This window comes from Erwinia persicina (assembly GCF_014838825.1).
GTDB lineage: Bacteria > Pseudomonadota > Gammaproteobacteria > Enterobacterales > Enterobacteriaceae > Erwinia > Erwinia persicina_A.
Map to the genome: position 1 here is coordinate 113,700 of NZ_JACYMO010000008.1, position 14,933 is coordinate 128,632.

General features: G+C 58.2%; 12 protein-coding genes. 6 read left to right on the forward strand and 6 right to left on the reverse strand.

Translation table 11 applies throughout. The features are described 5' to 3' along the window. The first annotated feature begins 320 nt into the window (after window positions 1–320). The gene (locus IFU29_RS17510; protein ID WP_191935049.1) at window positions 321–2,873 is read left to right on the forward strand and encodes a DEAD/DEAH box helicase; all 2,553 of its coding nucleotides are present in this window, start codon (window positions 321–323) and stop codon (window positions 2,871–2,873) included. Window positions 2,874–2,909: 36 nt separating this feature from the next. Here IFU29_RS17510 and treC read toward each other — a convergent pair whose 3' ends face one another. Next, window positions 2,910–4,574 carry an alpha,alpha-phosphotrehalase gene (treC, locus tag IFU29_RS17515; RefSeq protein WP_191935050.1) on the reverse strand — a complete coding sequence of 555 codons (1,665 nt, stop codon included), beginning with the start codon at window positions 4,572–4,574 and terminating at the stop codon, window positions 2,910–2,912. A 201-nt stretch (window positions 4,575–4,775) separates the two neighbouring features. Here treC and IFU29_RS17520 point away from each other — a divergent pair, with 201 nt between their 5' ends. After that, window positions 4,776–7,148 (forward strand): beta-N-acetylhexosaminidase, encoded by a 2,373-nt coding sequence (locus IFU29_RS17520; protein WP_191935051.1) that lies wholly within the window; start codon window positions 4,776–4,778, stop codon window positions 7,146–7,148. A 38-nt stretch (window positions 7,149–7,186) separates the two neighbouring features. On the opposite strand, the gene ridA is transcribed toward IFU29_RS17520, so the two are convergent. The 4 genes from ridA to argF form a co-directional block, all read right to left on the reverse strand. Next, entirely contained in the window at window positions 7,187–7,573 is a 387-nt protein-coding gene (ridA, locus tag IFU29_RS17525) for a 2-iminobutanoate/2-iminopropanoate deaminase (protein ID WP_191935052.1), read from the reverse strand. A gap of 73 nt (window positions 7,574–7,646) precedes the next feature. Next, complete coding sequence (gene pyrI / locus IFU29_RS17530) at window positions 7,647–8,111, reverse strand: aspartate carbamoyltransferase regulatory subunit (RefSeq protein WP_191935053.1); 465 nt, start codon at window positions 8,109–8,111, stop codon at window positions 7,647–7,649. A gap of 12 nt (window positions 8,112–8,123) precedes the next feature. Next, window positions 8,124–9,059 carry an aspartate carbamoyltransferase gene (pyrB, locus tag IFU29_RS17535; protein WP_191935054.1) on the reverse strand — a complete coding sequence of 312 codons (936 nt, stop codon included), beginning with the start codon at window positions 9,057–9,059 and terminating at the stop codon, window positions 8,124–8,126. A gap of 307 nt (window positions 9,060–9,366) precedes the next feature. Beyond that, complete coding sequence (argF, locus tag IFU29_RS17540) at window positions 9,367–10,377, reverse strand: ornithine carbamoyltransferase (RefSeq protein ID WP_191935055.1); 1,011 nt, start codon at window positions 10,375–10,377, stop codon at window positions 9,367–9,369. Window positions 10,378–10,658: 281 nt separating this feature from the next. On the opposite strand from argF, the gene rraB reads away from it, so the two are divergent. Then, entirely contained in the window at window positions 10,659–11,090 is a 432-nt protein-coding gene (rraB, locus tag IFU29_RS17545; protein ID WP_062744429.1) for a ribonuclease E inhibitor RraB, read from the forward strand. Window positions 11,091–11,145: 55 nt separating this feature from the next. Next, the gene (gene miaE, locus IFU29_RS17550; protein ID WP_191935056.1) at window positions 11,146–11,910 is read left to right on the forward strand and encodes a tRNA isopentenyl-2-thiomethyl-A-37 hydroxylase MiaE; all 765 of its coding nucleotides are present in this window, start codon (window positions 11,146–11,148) and stop codon (window positions 11,908–11,910) included. A gap of 59 nt (window positions 11,911–11,969) precedes the next feature. On the opposite strand, the gene IFU29_RS17555 is transcribed toward miaE, so the two are convergent. Continuing rightward, entirely contained in the window at window positions 11,970–12,473 is a 504-nt protein-coding gene (locus IFU29_RS17555; RefSeq protein ID WP_191935057.1) for a GNAT family N-acetyltransferase, read from the reverse strand. Between the two features lie 221 nt (window positions 12,474–12,694). On the opposite strand from IFU29_RS17555, the gene IFU29_RS17560 reads away from it, so the two are divergent. Together IFU29_RS17560 and IFU29_RS17565 are read left to right on the forward strand one after the other, a co-directional pair. After that, window positions 12,695–13,882, forward strand: a complete 1,188-nt coding sequence (locus IFU29_RS17560) for a YjgN family protein (RefSeq protein WP_191935058.1) — start codon at window positions 12,695–12,697, stop codon at window positions 13,880–13,882. Window position 13,883: 1 nt separating this feature from the next. Then, window positions 13,884–14,900: a M48 family metallopeptidase gene (locus IFU29_RS17565; protein ID WP_191935059.1), complete on the forward strand. Its 1,017-nt coding sequence runs from the start codon at window positions 13,884–13,886 to the stop codon at window positions 14,898–14,900. The last annotated feature ends 33 nt before the right edge of the window (window positions 14,901–14,933 follow it).

The following is a 14,933-nucleotide window of genomic DNA, read 5'->3' on the forward strand; positions in this document are numbered from 1 at the left end:
CGCATGGAACTTAAGAGTGGAAAATCTTTCCCGCAGCCCCCCTCAGATAACGGTTGAACGTTTCAGGCAGAGCAACGCGGCGATAAACAGCGCCAGGGCGCCGATACATGTGCGGAGTTGTTGATAAACTGCGAAGCAAAATATCACAGGGGATAACAGGGCGTAACCCTCCTGCTTCCTGCTGCCTTTCTGAACGCAGCGCTATTTTTTGCCGCTCATACGTGCGGTGATGGTTGCATTCAACCCTGAGGAATTACTACTATTGTCGGTTGCTGTGGAGCGAACCCTCTTTTGCTCTGGTTACTCAGGGATATTGCCCGATGTCGTCCGTCGCTTATAACGAAAAACAGGTCATTCGCTGGCTCGGCTCGCGAACCGTTGCGCGCGCGCGCGATCTGGTCGCCAGCGTACAGAATGTTCAGTGGCAGAATAACCTGTTAACCGGTGAGGTTCCGGGCCGTAAAGCGGAACCGTTCAGCGTGATGGTGCATTTCAGCCGCCCTCAGGGCCGCCTGCTTGCCAGCGGTGAGTGCAGCTGTGCGGTAAAGAATAACTGTAAGCACGTTGCGGCGCTGATGCTGGCTAATCTTCAGCCGCGCCAGCAGGACGTCACGGTGGTGCTCGACACGATCCGCGCGACGCCCGTTCCGGTGCTGCAACTGCAGTCACGGGCCAAATTTATCAGCGGCTACGGCCATTACGGCCACCGACAAAAACGCCTCGACTTTGCCTCCGTCAGCTTTGATTACGCCGGGGTCAGCGTGGATGCCGGCAGCCGTGCGGAGAGCTTCAGTGATCGTTCGGGACTGCGTTATCACGTTCAACGTCATACCGAAGAAGAGCAGTCCTGGCTGGCTCAGATTGACTCGGCCGGGCTGAACGCCATTCCCGCCGGGCATATCTACACCCCCGCACCGCTGCCCCCGGCTATTTTTGCCCCGGTAACGCCGCCGCAGTGGCGCGACTTTATTAAAAAAGGCCTGCCGGCGCTGCGCAAACGCGGCTGGCGCATCAGCATGGATGATGATTTTACCTGGAATGTCTCCGAGGTGGATGCGATAGAAGGGCGCGCGATCCAGGGGGATGATGGCTGGTTCGATCTGGAGCTGGCGATGAAGATTGGCCGCCGTCGCGTGCGGCTGGAGCCGCTGCTGGCAAAGCTGTTCGAGCATGACCGCCGCTGGACGTCAGGCAATCTTAGCCTGATCGCAGACGATGAACAGATTGAACTGCGCGATGATAAAAATCAGCGCCTGCTGTTCCGCGCCGCTCAGCTTAAGCCGCTGGTGGGCAATCTGATCGATCTGTTTGACACCGCGCAGCCGCTCAGGCTGGCAGCTTGGGACATCGGGCGGCTCAGTCAGTCGGACGATCGCAGCCGCTGGATTTTTGACGGTGATAATGCCGTTCATCAGCTGGCCGAACGGCTGAGTGGCAACAGCGGCATTCAGGCCATTGCCCCCCCTGCCGGATTGCAGGCGACCCTGCGTGACTATCAGCAGCAGGGGGTGAACTGGATGCAGTTCCTGCGTCAGCATCAGCTGGCGGGCGTACTGGCCGATGATATGGGGCTGGGAAAAACCATCCAGACGCTGGCGCATCTGCTGCTGGAAAAAGAGGCCGGGCGGCTGGATCGTCCGGCGTTAATCGTGGTGCCGACCACCCTGGTGCATAACTGGTGCTGCGAAGCCCGGCGCTTTGCGCCCGGTCTGCGCGTGCTGGCCCTGACCGGGCCGCAGCGCAAAGATTTTTACGACCAGCTGGAGCAGTACGATGTGGTGATCACCACCTATTCGCTGCTGTGGCGCGATCAGCCTCAGCTCGTGGCACACTTCTACCATATGCTGATCCTTGATGAAGCGCAGTACGTGAAGAACAGCGCTTCGCGTGCCGCCTCGGTGATCCGCACTCTGAAGACGCGCCATCGCCTGTGCCTGACCGGAACACCGCTGGAAAACCATCTTGGCGAGCTGTGGTCGCAGTTTGATTTTCTCCTGCCGGGCTTCCTGGGCAGCGAGCGCGACTTCACCCAGAACTGGCGTATTCCGGTCGAGCGCAACGGTGACAAAGTACGGCGCGACCTGCTGGCAAAACGCGTGCGGCCGTTTATGCTGCGCCGCCGCAAGCAGGAAGTCGCCAAAGAGCTGCCGCCGAAAAACACCATTGTCCGCAGCGTACCGCTGGACGGCGCACAGCGGGATCTGTACGACCAGGTACGGGAAGCCATGCAGGATCGGGTGCAGCTGGCGATGCAGCAGCAGGGGCCGGGGCGCAGCCATCTTCTGGTGCTGGATGCGTTGCTGAAATTACGGCAGATCTGCTGCGATCCGCGCCTGATGTCTGACCCGCGTGCCGAACGGGTCAAACAGTCCGCCAAGCTGGCGCTGCTGCGCGAGATGCTGCATGACCTGCTGGCAGAGGATCGGCGCATTCTGATCTTCTCGCAGTTCACCACCATGCTCGGCATTATCGCGGAAGAGTTACAGAAAGCACGTATTCCCTACGTGATGCTGACCGGCAGTACGCGCGATCGCAACGAACCCGTGCGCCGTTTTCAGGAGGGAGAGGTGCCAGTGTTTCTGATCAGCCTGAAGGCCGGGGGCGTCGGTCTGAACCTGACGGCGGCAGACACCGTGATCCACTACGATCCCTGGTGGAACCCGGCGGCAGAAAATCAGGCCACCGATCGGGCTTACCGGCTCGGGCAGGATAAACCGGTGTTTGTCTACAAGCTGATTGCCGCCAACACCATTGAAGAGAAGATCGTCGCCATGCAGCAGCAAAAAGCCGATCTGGCCGGTGAGATCCTGGATGATGAACTGAGCGAACCGGCCCAGTTCAGCCCGGACGATCTTACTGCGCTGTTTTCGTAACCAGGATGCGGGCCGGCCGGAACAAACGATCGGTCCCTACCGCAGGGTGTTCTGATACCACCACACCGCCTCCCAGGGACGCAGCATCACTTCACCCGGCGTGACGTGCGTATCCGGATAGTTGCTGATTAACACTTCCCAGTGGCCGCTATAAGCCGGGGGATGCCAGACCTGCGTTTCACCACTGAAGTTGGTCGCCACCACCAGCGTTTCCCCCGCTATCCGGCGGCAGTAACACCACAGGCGCGGATGGTCGGGCAGCAGGTCAAGGTAGTCCCCGTGGGTCAGGATGTCGTAGTGTTTACGCAGCGCGATCAGCTTTTGATAGCAGTAAAAGACGGAGTCCGGGTCTGCCAGCGCGGCGGCCGCATTCACGGTGCTCACATTGTCGCCCATGCCGATCCACGGTGTGCCCTGGGTAAATCCGCCGTTCTCACTGTCGTCCCACTGCATCGGCGTGCGGCCGTTATCGCGGGATTTACTGGCGAGGATCGCCAGCAGGTTATCGCTGTCGCGGCCCTGAGAACGCAGCTCCGCGTACATGTTGTGACTTTCAATATCGCGGTAATCGATAATGCGGGTGAAGTGCGGATTGGTCATTCCCAGCTCTTCCCCCTGGAATATATAGGGGGTGCCCTGCATGCCGTGCAGGGCCAGGGCCAGCAGCTTGGCGGATTCGACCCGATAGTTAAACTCATCCCCCCAGCGCGACACAACCCGTGGCTGGTCATGATTACACCAGAACAGCGCATTCCACGCCTGGTTGTGCATCCCCTGCTGCCAGTGGGTAAATATCTCCTTCAGTGCCACCAGATTGAGCGGCGTCAGCGTCCACTTCTGGCCCTGATAAAAATCGACCTCCACATGATCGAAGCTGAACACCATCGACAGCTCCTCGCCACTCAGCGCCCCGTAACGCTGGCAGTGCTCCAGCGTGGCGGAGGACATTTCGCCTACGGTCACCAGCTGACGCGGAATAAACACTTCGCGGCTCATCTCCCGCATAAATTCGTGAATACGCGGACCATCGGTATACAGCCGCAGACCATCCCCTCCCGGATCATCGGCAAAATCCTGCTGCTTGGACACCAGGTTGATCACATCCAGGCGCAGGCCGTCGATGCCCCGGTCGGCCCAGAAATTGACCACCTGCTTCAGCTCGGCGCGGACACTGTCATTTTCCCAGTTCAGCTCGGCCTGCTCCGGTGCCCACAGATGCATATAGTACTGACTGCTTTCCGGGTGCCAGCGCCAGGCGCTGCCGCCAAACTTGGACATCCAGTTATTCGGCAGCTGGCCGGGAGCGCCGTCGCGCCAGATATAGTAAGCGCGATAGGGGCTGTCGCGATCCAGCGCCTCATGGAACCAGTGATGCTGAGTAGAGGTATGGTTAAACACCATATCCAGAATAATGCGCATCCCGCGCCGGTGGGTTTCCTCCACCAGATTATCGAAATCATTGAGGGTGCCAAACTGCGGATCGATGGCGGTGTAATTGGCCACGTCATAGCCGTTATCGACCTGCGGAGAAAGATAAAATGGCGTCAGCCAGATGGCATCAACGCCCAGCGTTTGCAGATAGTCCAGCCGCTGGATTACGCCGGGCAGATCGCCAGTACCGCTGCCGGTGGTGTCCTGAAAACTCTTGGGATAGATCTGATAAATCACGCCGTTCTGCCACCAGGGTGGAGTATTTGTCATTGCTGAATCCTGATATCCAGTGGGTTGCTGAGAGCGTTATTCCCTAAGATTAGCCACAGAGAGCCAATTCCGCATAGTGTGTACCGATTTATGACATCAACGGGAGTAAATGTCGCGCAGAGACCGCTTTCGTCATGTGTAACTTGATGTGACAAGCGAATTATGTTTTAAGAGTGCATCACAAAAAAAGGATGCCCTGATATGCCACGGTCACTGCGCTGCCTGCTGCTCGCCTGTTCCCTGATGCTGCCGTTATCGCTTTCTGCCAGTCCGGCAGGTGCGTTGCCGCTGATGCCGTGGCCGCAGCAGGTGGAACTGCCGCAAGGAGGAGGCCGGCTGACGCTGACCACGCCGCTGGCGATCCAGGTGCAGGGTGACAGCCTGCGTGAGGCGCTGCCGCGCTGGCAGAAACGGCTGGCCCGGCAGACGGGAAGTCCGGTGCTGCCGACCTCCGCCAGCGCCACGCCTCTGCAGATCCGCATCGCCCGGCCGGTTGCGGCAATCCCCCAGCCGGACAGCGATGAACACTACCGGCTGGTGGTCAGCGCCGACGGCATCGTGCTTGAGGCCGCTACCCGTTTTGGCGCAATGCGCGGCATGGAAACGCTGCTGCAGCTGGTTCACAACGGCACCGTTCCCCTGGTCACCATTAACGACGCTCCGCGCTTTCCCTGGCGTGGCATCCTGATCGACTCTGCCCGCCACTTTTTACCCATTGACACCCTTAAGCGCCAGATTGACGGTATCGCGGCGGCGAAAATGAACGTCTTTCACTGGCACCTGACCGATGACCAGGGCTGGCGCTTTGCCTCGACCCACTATCCCCAGTTGCAGGAGAAAGCCAGCGACGGTCTGTGGTACAGCCAGCAGCAGATGCGCGAGATCGTCAGCTATGCGGCCAGCCGGGGCGTGCGCGTTGTGCCGGAGATCGACTTCCCCGGCCACGCCTCTGCGCTGGCGGTGGCGATGCCCGAGCTGATGTCGGCCCCGGGGCCATATCAGATGGAGCGCGGCTGGGGGGTGTTCAAACCGCTGCTCGACCCGACCCGCGAACAGGTTTATCAGTTTATTGATACGCTGGTGGGGGAGGTGGCGGCGATTTTCCCGGATCCGTACCTGCATATTGGCGGGGATGAAGTTGATGCCAGCCAGTGGAACGCGTCGGCGTCGATCCGGGAGTTTATGCAGCAGAAAGGGCTAAAGGACAGCCACGCGCTGCAGGCGTACTTTAATCAGCGCGTGGAGGCGATCCTGGAAAAACACCAGCGGCGCATGGCTGGCTGGGATGAGATCTATCACCCCGATCTGCCGCGCAGCATCCTGATCCAGTCCTGGCGCGGCCAGGATGCGCTGGGCGAAGCGGCAAAGAATAACTACCGCAGCATCCTCTCTACCGGTTTCTACCTCGATCAGGCGCAGCCTGCCGCTTTTCACTACCGCAACGAAGTCTGGCCGCAGGGGCTGAACGATGCCGACCGTATCGGCGAGGGGGAGGTGGCTCAGAGCTGGCAGTTTACGCTGCCCCGGCTGAAGGGCAATCCGCTGAAAGGTAGCGTAACGCTGATTGACGGGCGGGGAGGATGGCGTGGTTTTATCGACTTCGACGGGCGTTCACGCCGCATGGTGCGCGAGATCCGCTGGCTCTCTCCCACCCAGTTTACCTTCCGCGTTGACAGCTGGATGGGGGAGCTGCGTCCGGTGCTGACCCTGGCCGGCGACACGATGAGCGGCTACTGGCGCATTGGTAACGTGCGTTATCCAACGGTGGGCAGCCGGCTGGCACAGACCCCGGCGGGGATCCGGCCTGCACTACCGGATGACGCGCAGCTGCACAACAATCTGCTGGGCGGGGAAGCGGCGCTGTGGAGTGAAATGGTTGATGAGAACGTGATTGATGTGCGGCTGTGGCCCCGGGCATTTGTGGTGGCCGAGCGGCTGTGGTCGGCCTCGGACGTCACTGACGAGCAGAACATGTATCAGCGCCTGGCGGCGGTAGACAGCTGGTCAGCGGTTTCGGTGGGGTTGCAGCAGCACGCAGAAACACAGCTGCAGATGATGCGCCTGGCCAACAGCAGCGACACGGTTGCGCTGCAAATCTTTGCCCAGGCGCTGGAGCCGGCGCAGTTTTACACCCGCCAGCATCTGAAATACCAGGCCGGGCATTACACCCAGGCCGAACCGCTCAACCGGCTGGCGGATGTGTTGCCCAGCGAGAGCAACAACGTGCGTGAACTGGATCGTCAGGTAGACGCACTGATTGCCAATCGGGGGAAACGCCTGGCGGCGCTGGCCATCCGGCGTCAGCTTGAGCAGTGGCGGCAGAATATTCCCCAGGTCGCTCCGGTGCTGGCACAAAGTCCCCAGCTGCGGCCGCTGATGCCGGTTGCCGAACAGGTTGAGGAGATCAGTCAGATGGGCCTGTCGCTACTGGAGGCGATAGAACAGGATCGCACGTTTGGCGCACGCGAAGTGGCCAGAATGCATCAGCGCCTGGATCAGGCGGCGCTGACCCAGGATGAAGTGGTGATCGCGCTGGTCTATCCAATCGAAAAGCTGTTACGTTACGGAAAATAGCCAGGAAGGGGCGATCGCCCCTTCCTGTCGCGCGTCGGTTAACGACGAACGGCAATCGCCTCGATTTCAATCTTCACATCTTTCGGCAGACGCGCCACTTCCACACACGAACGCGCCGGGAAGGCGGCCTGGTGTTCGGTGAAGAACGCTTCATAGGTGGCGTTCACCGTGGCGAAGTCGTTCAGATCCTTCACAAAAACCGTGGTCTTGACGATGTCACCCACTTTCAGGCCTGCAGCTTCAACAATGGCCTGCACGTTCTCCAGCGACTGGCGTGCCTGAGCGGCGATATCTTCTGCCACTGCGCCGGTTTTCGGATCAACCGGGATCTGGCCTGAAGTGATGATCATGCTGCCAAGATCGACCCCCTGAACGTAAGGACCGATAGCCGCTGGCGCGTTTTCCGTACTGATTTCGCGAGACATAATTTCTCCTGAATGTGTCTGATAAGAGGGGACAGCCCATCCTGCCCACCGGGGCGGCGAAATGCAAACGGCTTTAGCCGTTTGCCATCACCACATAGTGCGCGAACTCTTTCTCGCAGTATTTGCATTTCAGGTGCAGTTCATCCTGGCGCTGCTTCACCGCAAAGCTGGAGAACACGGGTTCCGTCCGGCTAATGCAGTTGCTGTTCGGGCAGGTGAGCACGCGGTCAATACGATCCGGCAGCGTCGGGGCAATCTTCGCCACCACGTTGTAATCATCAATGCGGTTGACCGTGGCGTGCGGGGCATAGACCGCCAGCTGGTTGATCTGGTCATCGGTCAGGAAGGTGTTTTCGATCTTGATCAAATCCTTACGTCCCAGCTCACCGGAGGGCAGGTTCAGGCCGATGGTAATACGCTGGTCGGTTTCCGTCAGGCGGAACAGGGACAGCAGCTTAAAGCCCACCTGCGCCGGGATATGGTCAATCACCGTGCCGCGCTTGATCGCCTCAACCTGTAATTTATTATCTTGCGTCATGTGCTTATCCCCTTACAGAACCGGTTCGCTGTTCAGTACCAGCGCCAGAAGCGCCTGGCGTGCGTAAATACCATTGCCAGCCTGCTGGAAATACCAGGCGTGCGGCGTGCGGTCAACGTCAGTGTCAATTTCGTCAATGCGCGGCAGCGGATGCAGAACTTTCATGTTCTCACGTGCGCCCGCGAGGTCGGCAGCGCGCAGAATAAACTGGGCTTTGACGTTGGCGTATTCCGACGGGTCGAGGCGCTCTTTCTGCACGCGGGTCATATACAGAATGTCCACCTGCGGCACCACTTCTTCAATGCTGTCGTGGCGCGTCCAGACAATGCCTTTTTCGTCGAGCATGTCGGTAATGTAGGCTGGCATCGCCAGCGCATCCGGTGCGATAAAGTAGAAGCGGTTGCCCTCGAACTTCGCCAGCGCCTGGGTCAGAGAATGCACGGTACGGCCATATTTCAGGTCCCCGACCATCGCCACGCTGAGGTTGCTCAGGCGGCCCTGGGTTTCCTGCAGGGTAAACAGATCAAGCAGCGTCTGGGTCGGGTGCTGGTTAGCGCCGTCGCCCGCGTTCAGCACCGGTACGCCGTTGGAAAACTCAGTGGCTAGGCGGGCAGCGCCCTCCTGCGGATGACGCATCACAATCGCGTCCACATACGTGCCGATCACCGAGATAGTATCGGCCAGGGTTTCGCCTTTCTTCCCCAGCGAGGTATTACCGCCATCGGCAAAGCCGACCACCGACGCGCCCAGACGGTGCATCGCCGTTTCAAAAGAGAGGCGGGTACGGGTGGAGGCTTCAAAGAAGCAGCTGGCAATCACGTTATGTTTCAGCAGCTCGGGCTGTGGGTTAGCTTTCAGGCTGGCTGCGGTACGCAACACCAGTTCCAGCTCGTCACGGTTGAGATCGTTAATCGAAATAATGTGTTTTTTATACAGGGGGTTAGCCATTTCCACTCCTTTTGCGGGTCATCAATCCCGGTGCAGCGCGGTGGGGCGGCCTCAGGACGGCGACAGAGCAACGTTTCAGCATTGAAATGCGGGCAAAAAAAAGCCCCTCATTGAGGGGCTTTCTTAACGATCGGTCATGCCACGGAAGGAAAAACGGTGCTGCCCGCCTGTGGAACGGCGCGTCAGTACGGCTTGATTAATGCAGCTCAGTTTCATGTATCCTCCCGGCAAACGGGGAGCATTATACGCATTCACTGGTCGGCGGCAAGTGAAAAACGCGGCAACGTAATCGTTTGCCCGGCCTGACTTATCCCCCCTGCGCCAGTGTGGCGACCATCACGGCTTTAATGGTGTGCAGGCGGTTTTCTGCCTGATCAAACACCACGCTGTGTGGCGATTCAAACACCTCGTCGGTCACTTCCATCCCGCCGTGCAGATCGTACTGCTGCGCCATCTGCTGACCCAACGTGGTCTGGTCGTCGTGGAAGGCGGGCAGGCAGTGCAGGAACTTCACCTGCGGGTTGCCGGTAGCCTGCAGCATAGCCATATTGACCTGGTAAGGGCGCAGCAATGCGATACGCTCCTGCCAGACTTCTTTCGGCTCGCCCATCGACACCCAGACGTCGGTATAGATAAAGTCCGCGCCTTTCACACCCTGCGCAATGTCTTCAGTCAGGGTGATCGTCGCCCCGGTTTTTTCGGCCACCTGGCGGCATTCGGCCACCAGTGCGGCATCCGGCCAGCAGCTTTTCGGCGCGACCAGACGCAGATCCAGACCGGTCAGCGCGGCGGCCTCCAGTAAGGTATTACCCATATTGTTATGGGTATCGCCCACGTAGGCCAGCGTCATCTGGCTGAAGGCTTTTTCCGGCAGATGCTCCTGCATGGTGAGCAGGTCAGCCAGCAGTTGGGTCGGGTGAAACTCATTGGTCAGCCCGTTCCACACCGGCACGCCGGCATGTTCGGCCAGCGACTCAACCAGCGCCTGGCCGTGACCGCGGTACTGAATGGCGTGATACATGCGGCCCAGCACGCGGGCGGTATCCTTCATCGACTCTTTATGGCCGATCTGGCTGCCGCTCGGGCCCAGATAGGTGACGTTCGCTCCCTGATCGTAAGCGGCAACTTCGAAAGAGCATCGGGTGCGGGTCGAGTCTTTTTCGAAGATGAGCGCAATATTCTTCCCTTTCAGGTGCTGAGTCTCTTCGCCATTTTTCTTATCGGTCTTCAACGTGGACGCCAGCGCCAGCAAGCCGTTGATTTCAGCAGGGGTGAAATCGAGCAGCCTGAGGAAGTGACGTTGATATAACTGACTCATAAAGCACTCCAGGTAACGGATACCCGCCATATTTCAAGCTGTCTGTGCGTTAGCGGCTCTCGTTCATCCGCATCGCTTACCGGAGTAAGCTCATCGTGATTCACGCGTTTGCTGCCTTCATGCAACTCGAATTATCGTGGGTAGAGAATGAATTAAAATTCAATTTAACCGTATTAATATTCACTTTCAACCCCGCAGCGCAGAAACTTGTTTTTAAAGGTAGTGGCGCAGAGGGCACTGTGGGAAAATACGCGAAATAACGCCCTAATGAGGAAGAAATCATGGCTAACGAAGCATTACTGGAAGAGCAGCGTGAAGAAACGCGGCTGATTATTGAAGAACTGCTGGATGATGGCAGCGATCCGGACGCGCTGTACACCATCGAGCATCATTTTTCCTGTGACAGCTTCGATGCGCTGGAAAAAGCGGCCGTGGAAGCCTTCAAGCTGGGCTATGAAGTGACCGAGCCGGAAGAGCTGGATCTGGAAGACGGCACCAAAGTGATGTGCTGCGATATCCTCAGTGAAGGCGCCCTGAACGCCGAGCTGATCGACGCGCAGGTTGAGCAGCTGATCGACGTGGCCGCCAAATTCAACGTCGACTACGACGGCTGGGGTACTTACTTTGAAGACCCGGACGCGCAGGATGAAGACGACGAAGACGGTGAAGATGGCGAAGCCATCGACGGCGAAGATAACGGTATCCGCCACTAATCGCGCACTGGCCGGGGTGACCCCGGCCACGATCCCTTTACCTCTGGTCTGACTGATGAACACCGAACACCTGCTTGCCCCTGTCCTGGAATTCCTTCACTGCCGTACGCCGCAAGCCTGGATTGACGAAGCCCGTCAGCCGCAGCATCTGCCTCTTCTCCTGACCGACCATCTGGTGTGCGAACTGAAAGCCGCGCAGACCGCTATGTGGCTGATCCGTAAATATGTCGCGGATAAAGCCAGTGGCGATGCCTTGCTGGCCTGGCTCAAGCCCTGGGAAAACTTTGTCCATAACGATCGGGCCGACCTGGCATTTCTTGAGCAGCATAAAGGCCTGTCGAAAACCATTATCAGCCGCGAAGAAGTGCCGTATGGCGATGAGCTGGTGGATAAGATGGTGCTGCTGATTAAAGAGGAGCTGCACCACTTTTACCAGGTGCTGGAGATTATGCAGGCGCGGGGCATTCCCTATATGCGTATTACCGCCAGCCGCTATGCAAAAGGGCTGCTGCGCGAGATTGCTACCTACGAACCGCAAACGCTGGTCGATAAACTGATCTGCGGAGCCTATATCGAGGCGCGATCCTGCGAACGTTTTGCCAGCCTGGCACCTTACCTGGATGATGAGCTGGCGGCGTTTTATGTCTCGCTACTGCGCTCTGAAGCGCGTCACTATCAGGATTATCTTGCGCTGGCGGCGAAGATCTCACCGACCGATATCAGCACGCGGGTGCGTAAAATCGGGGAAACGGAGGCGCGTCTGATTAATGAACCGGACAGCCAGCTGCGGTTCCACAGCGGCGTGCCGGTTTTAGCCTGACGGCGTACCGCAGATAAGGGGCCGGGAAACTCACCCCCCGGCCCTTCAGCCCGCAGTGATTACAGCGTCTTCAGCATGGTGACTTCGCAGTCTACGTGGCCGGTTGACCCCATAGGCCCGTTGATATGCACGAAGCCCAGGTGTTCATACAGGCGGATGGCCCGCGTCAGCGAGGCGGTGGTTTCCAGATAACAGCGTTTGAACCCCTGTTCACGGGCGAAGTCCATCGCCTGAATGGCCAGGCGGCGCGCCAGACCCAGGCCGCGTACCGACGGCATAAAATACATTTTCTGCAGTTCGCAGATGTCTGCATCGCTGCACGCCAGCGGAGCGACACCGCCGCCGCCCACCACTTTTCCTTCCACTTCGACCACCCAGAACGCACAGCGATCTGCGCTGTAGACCTCGTAGAGATGGTCAAGGTTCGGGTCAGAGACCGTATAGCCTTTATCTGCCGTCAGGCCAAATTCTGCCGATACCACGCGGATCACTGCAGCAATATGCGGATTGTCAGCGGGAACGATCGGGCGCACGCGCAGGGAGGTCTGTAATACGGTTGTCATACATTTCGCTCATGGTCGGTCGGTTGCAGATAGTGTAATAACATTGCCGGCGAACAGATGCAATGGCGACACGCGGGAGCCGAACTGGTCTTAGGATCATTCTAAATGATAATTATTTATTGTCGGGTTTCTGGTGCCATGCTTAAATAGCCCGGCTATTTATTACGCTTTTTATTTTCTGCAATGCAGAAGACTATTTCTATTTTCAGGAAGAAAAACAAATGGAAAACAATACCTCGAATCAGCAACGCCATGCGGTGCTGTTCCACGGGCGTTCTGGTGAGTATTTTTCTATCTGGCTGGTCAATGTACTACTGACCCTGGTCACGTTAGGCATTTATTCCGCCTGGGCAACCGTCCGTCGCCGTCGCTATTTCTTTGGTAACACTGAAATTGCAGGCGACCGCTTTGACTATCATGCCCGTCCTGTCGATATTCTCAAAGGCCGTATTATCGTCTTTGTGGGACTGGTGCTGTTCTTTATCCTGTCCTCTGCTATGCCCGCTATTTCTCTGGTTTTCCTGCTGGCGTTCTGTGCGCTGATCCCGTGGATTATCATCCGCAGCTGGCGCTATAACGCGCTGATGAGCAGCTTCCGTGGCGTGCGGTTTAACTACCTGTGCCGCGTGGGCCGTGCTTACTGGACAATGTATCTGTGTCCGGTGCTGCTGATTGTCGCTCTCTATGCGGTCATGGCGCTGATTGGTATGGTGGCTATCAACACCGGCAGTATCAGCGTCTCGTTGATCCTCGGCATCGTGGGTTTTGTAGCGTTCCTGGCTGGTCTGGCATCGGTGCAGGGCATCGTGGCTGCACTGAACCACGATCTCTATATCAACAACATGTCCTACGGTTCGCTGCCTTTTAAAGCTGAACTGAGCAAAAAAAGCTTCATCAAAATGGTGCTGATCAGCTTCCTGATTATGCTGCCGTTCCTGATTGTCGCGGGAATGTTGATTGGTACGTTGTTTGTTTCGATCTTTTATTCCATCGCCATGGGCATGACCGATCCTGAGATGCTGAATTCAATGATGGCGGGGAATATGTTAAATATCTTCCTGACCTTCCTGGTATTACTGTTCGGTGCTTTAGTTTCGTCTGCTTATTTAGTCTCTGCCCAGCGTAATTACGTGTTCGGCCAGACTAAACTTGGTGAAAAACTCCGTCTTAAGTCAACTATGTCTACCGGTTCGTTCCTTGGCCTGACGCTGACCAATACCCTGATCGTGATTTTCACGCTGGGTCTGGGCACGCCGATTGCCGAAGTGCGTCTGGCACGCTATATGGCTAACAGTACGGCGCTGGAAGGGGATATTTCTCTGCTGGACGTGCAGGCGCATAACGATAGTGCCGGTACGGCCGTGGCTGAGGAAGTGGCTGCCGCTTTCGATCTGAACGTTGGCATCTGACTTGCAGCTGAACGGTTTTTATCAGTACCCCGGACGGGCAGCTCGCGAGGCTGCCCGTCTCACATTGTCTGAACAGCATCTGACGCTGGAGCAGGGCAGCCACCGGCAGCTGGTGATGATGAAGGATGTGGCGGTGTCTGATGCGCTGGGCACCATCCCGCTGACTCTGGCCTTCCCGGACGGCGGCCGCTTTGTGCCGGAGGATGACAGGGCGTTTCGCCAGTGGTGGCAGCAGCGTCATCGTCCGGGCCTCGTGCACCGGCTGGAGCAGCATCGCCGCGGCGTGTTGCTGACCCTGCTGGGCACGCTGGTGGCGATTGCGTGCTGGATCTGGGTGATCCTGCCGGTGACCAGTCAGGTGCTGGCGCAGCATATCCCTTCCTACGTTGAGCGGCAGATTGGCCAGCAAACCTTTACCCTGTTGCAGAACACCGGGTTCACCGCCGGACGGCTGACGCCTGCACAGCAGCAGCGCATCAACCGCCTGTTCCGCGACACGGTCCCTGCGGAGATGAAAGAGGACCCGACGCCGCTGCGGCTGAAGATCATGCATTTCGACGGCGGGGCGAACGCTTTTATGCTGGCGGACGGTACGCTGATCGTCAGTGATGACCTGGTGCGCATGGCCAAAAGTGATGACGCGATCGCGGCGGTGATGCTGCACGAGATGGGCCATCACCAGCATCGTCACGTGATGCGGATGCTGGTGCGCTCTTCGCTGGTATCGCTGAGCTACCTCTGGCTGACCGGGGACGTCAGCGGCATCGGGGATACGTTGCTGCAGTCGGCGGCCTTCATCGACCAGCTGCAGTATTCCCGCAGCATGGAGCGCGAGGCGGATGACTTCGCTATTGCGCAGATGAAAGCCCAGGGGCGTTCGCTGGCGGCGATGGCGGAGATCTACGGTCAGCTTGAGCAGTCAGCGAAAAAGGAGGGCGGGAATATCGATCTGCCGGAGTGGATGAGTACCCACCCGGATATGCCAGCCAGGATCAAAGCCGTTCAGGCGGCAGAATAACGCCATAAAAAAGGGGCCAGGCATGCCTGGCCC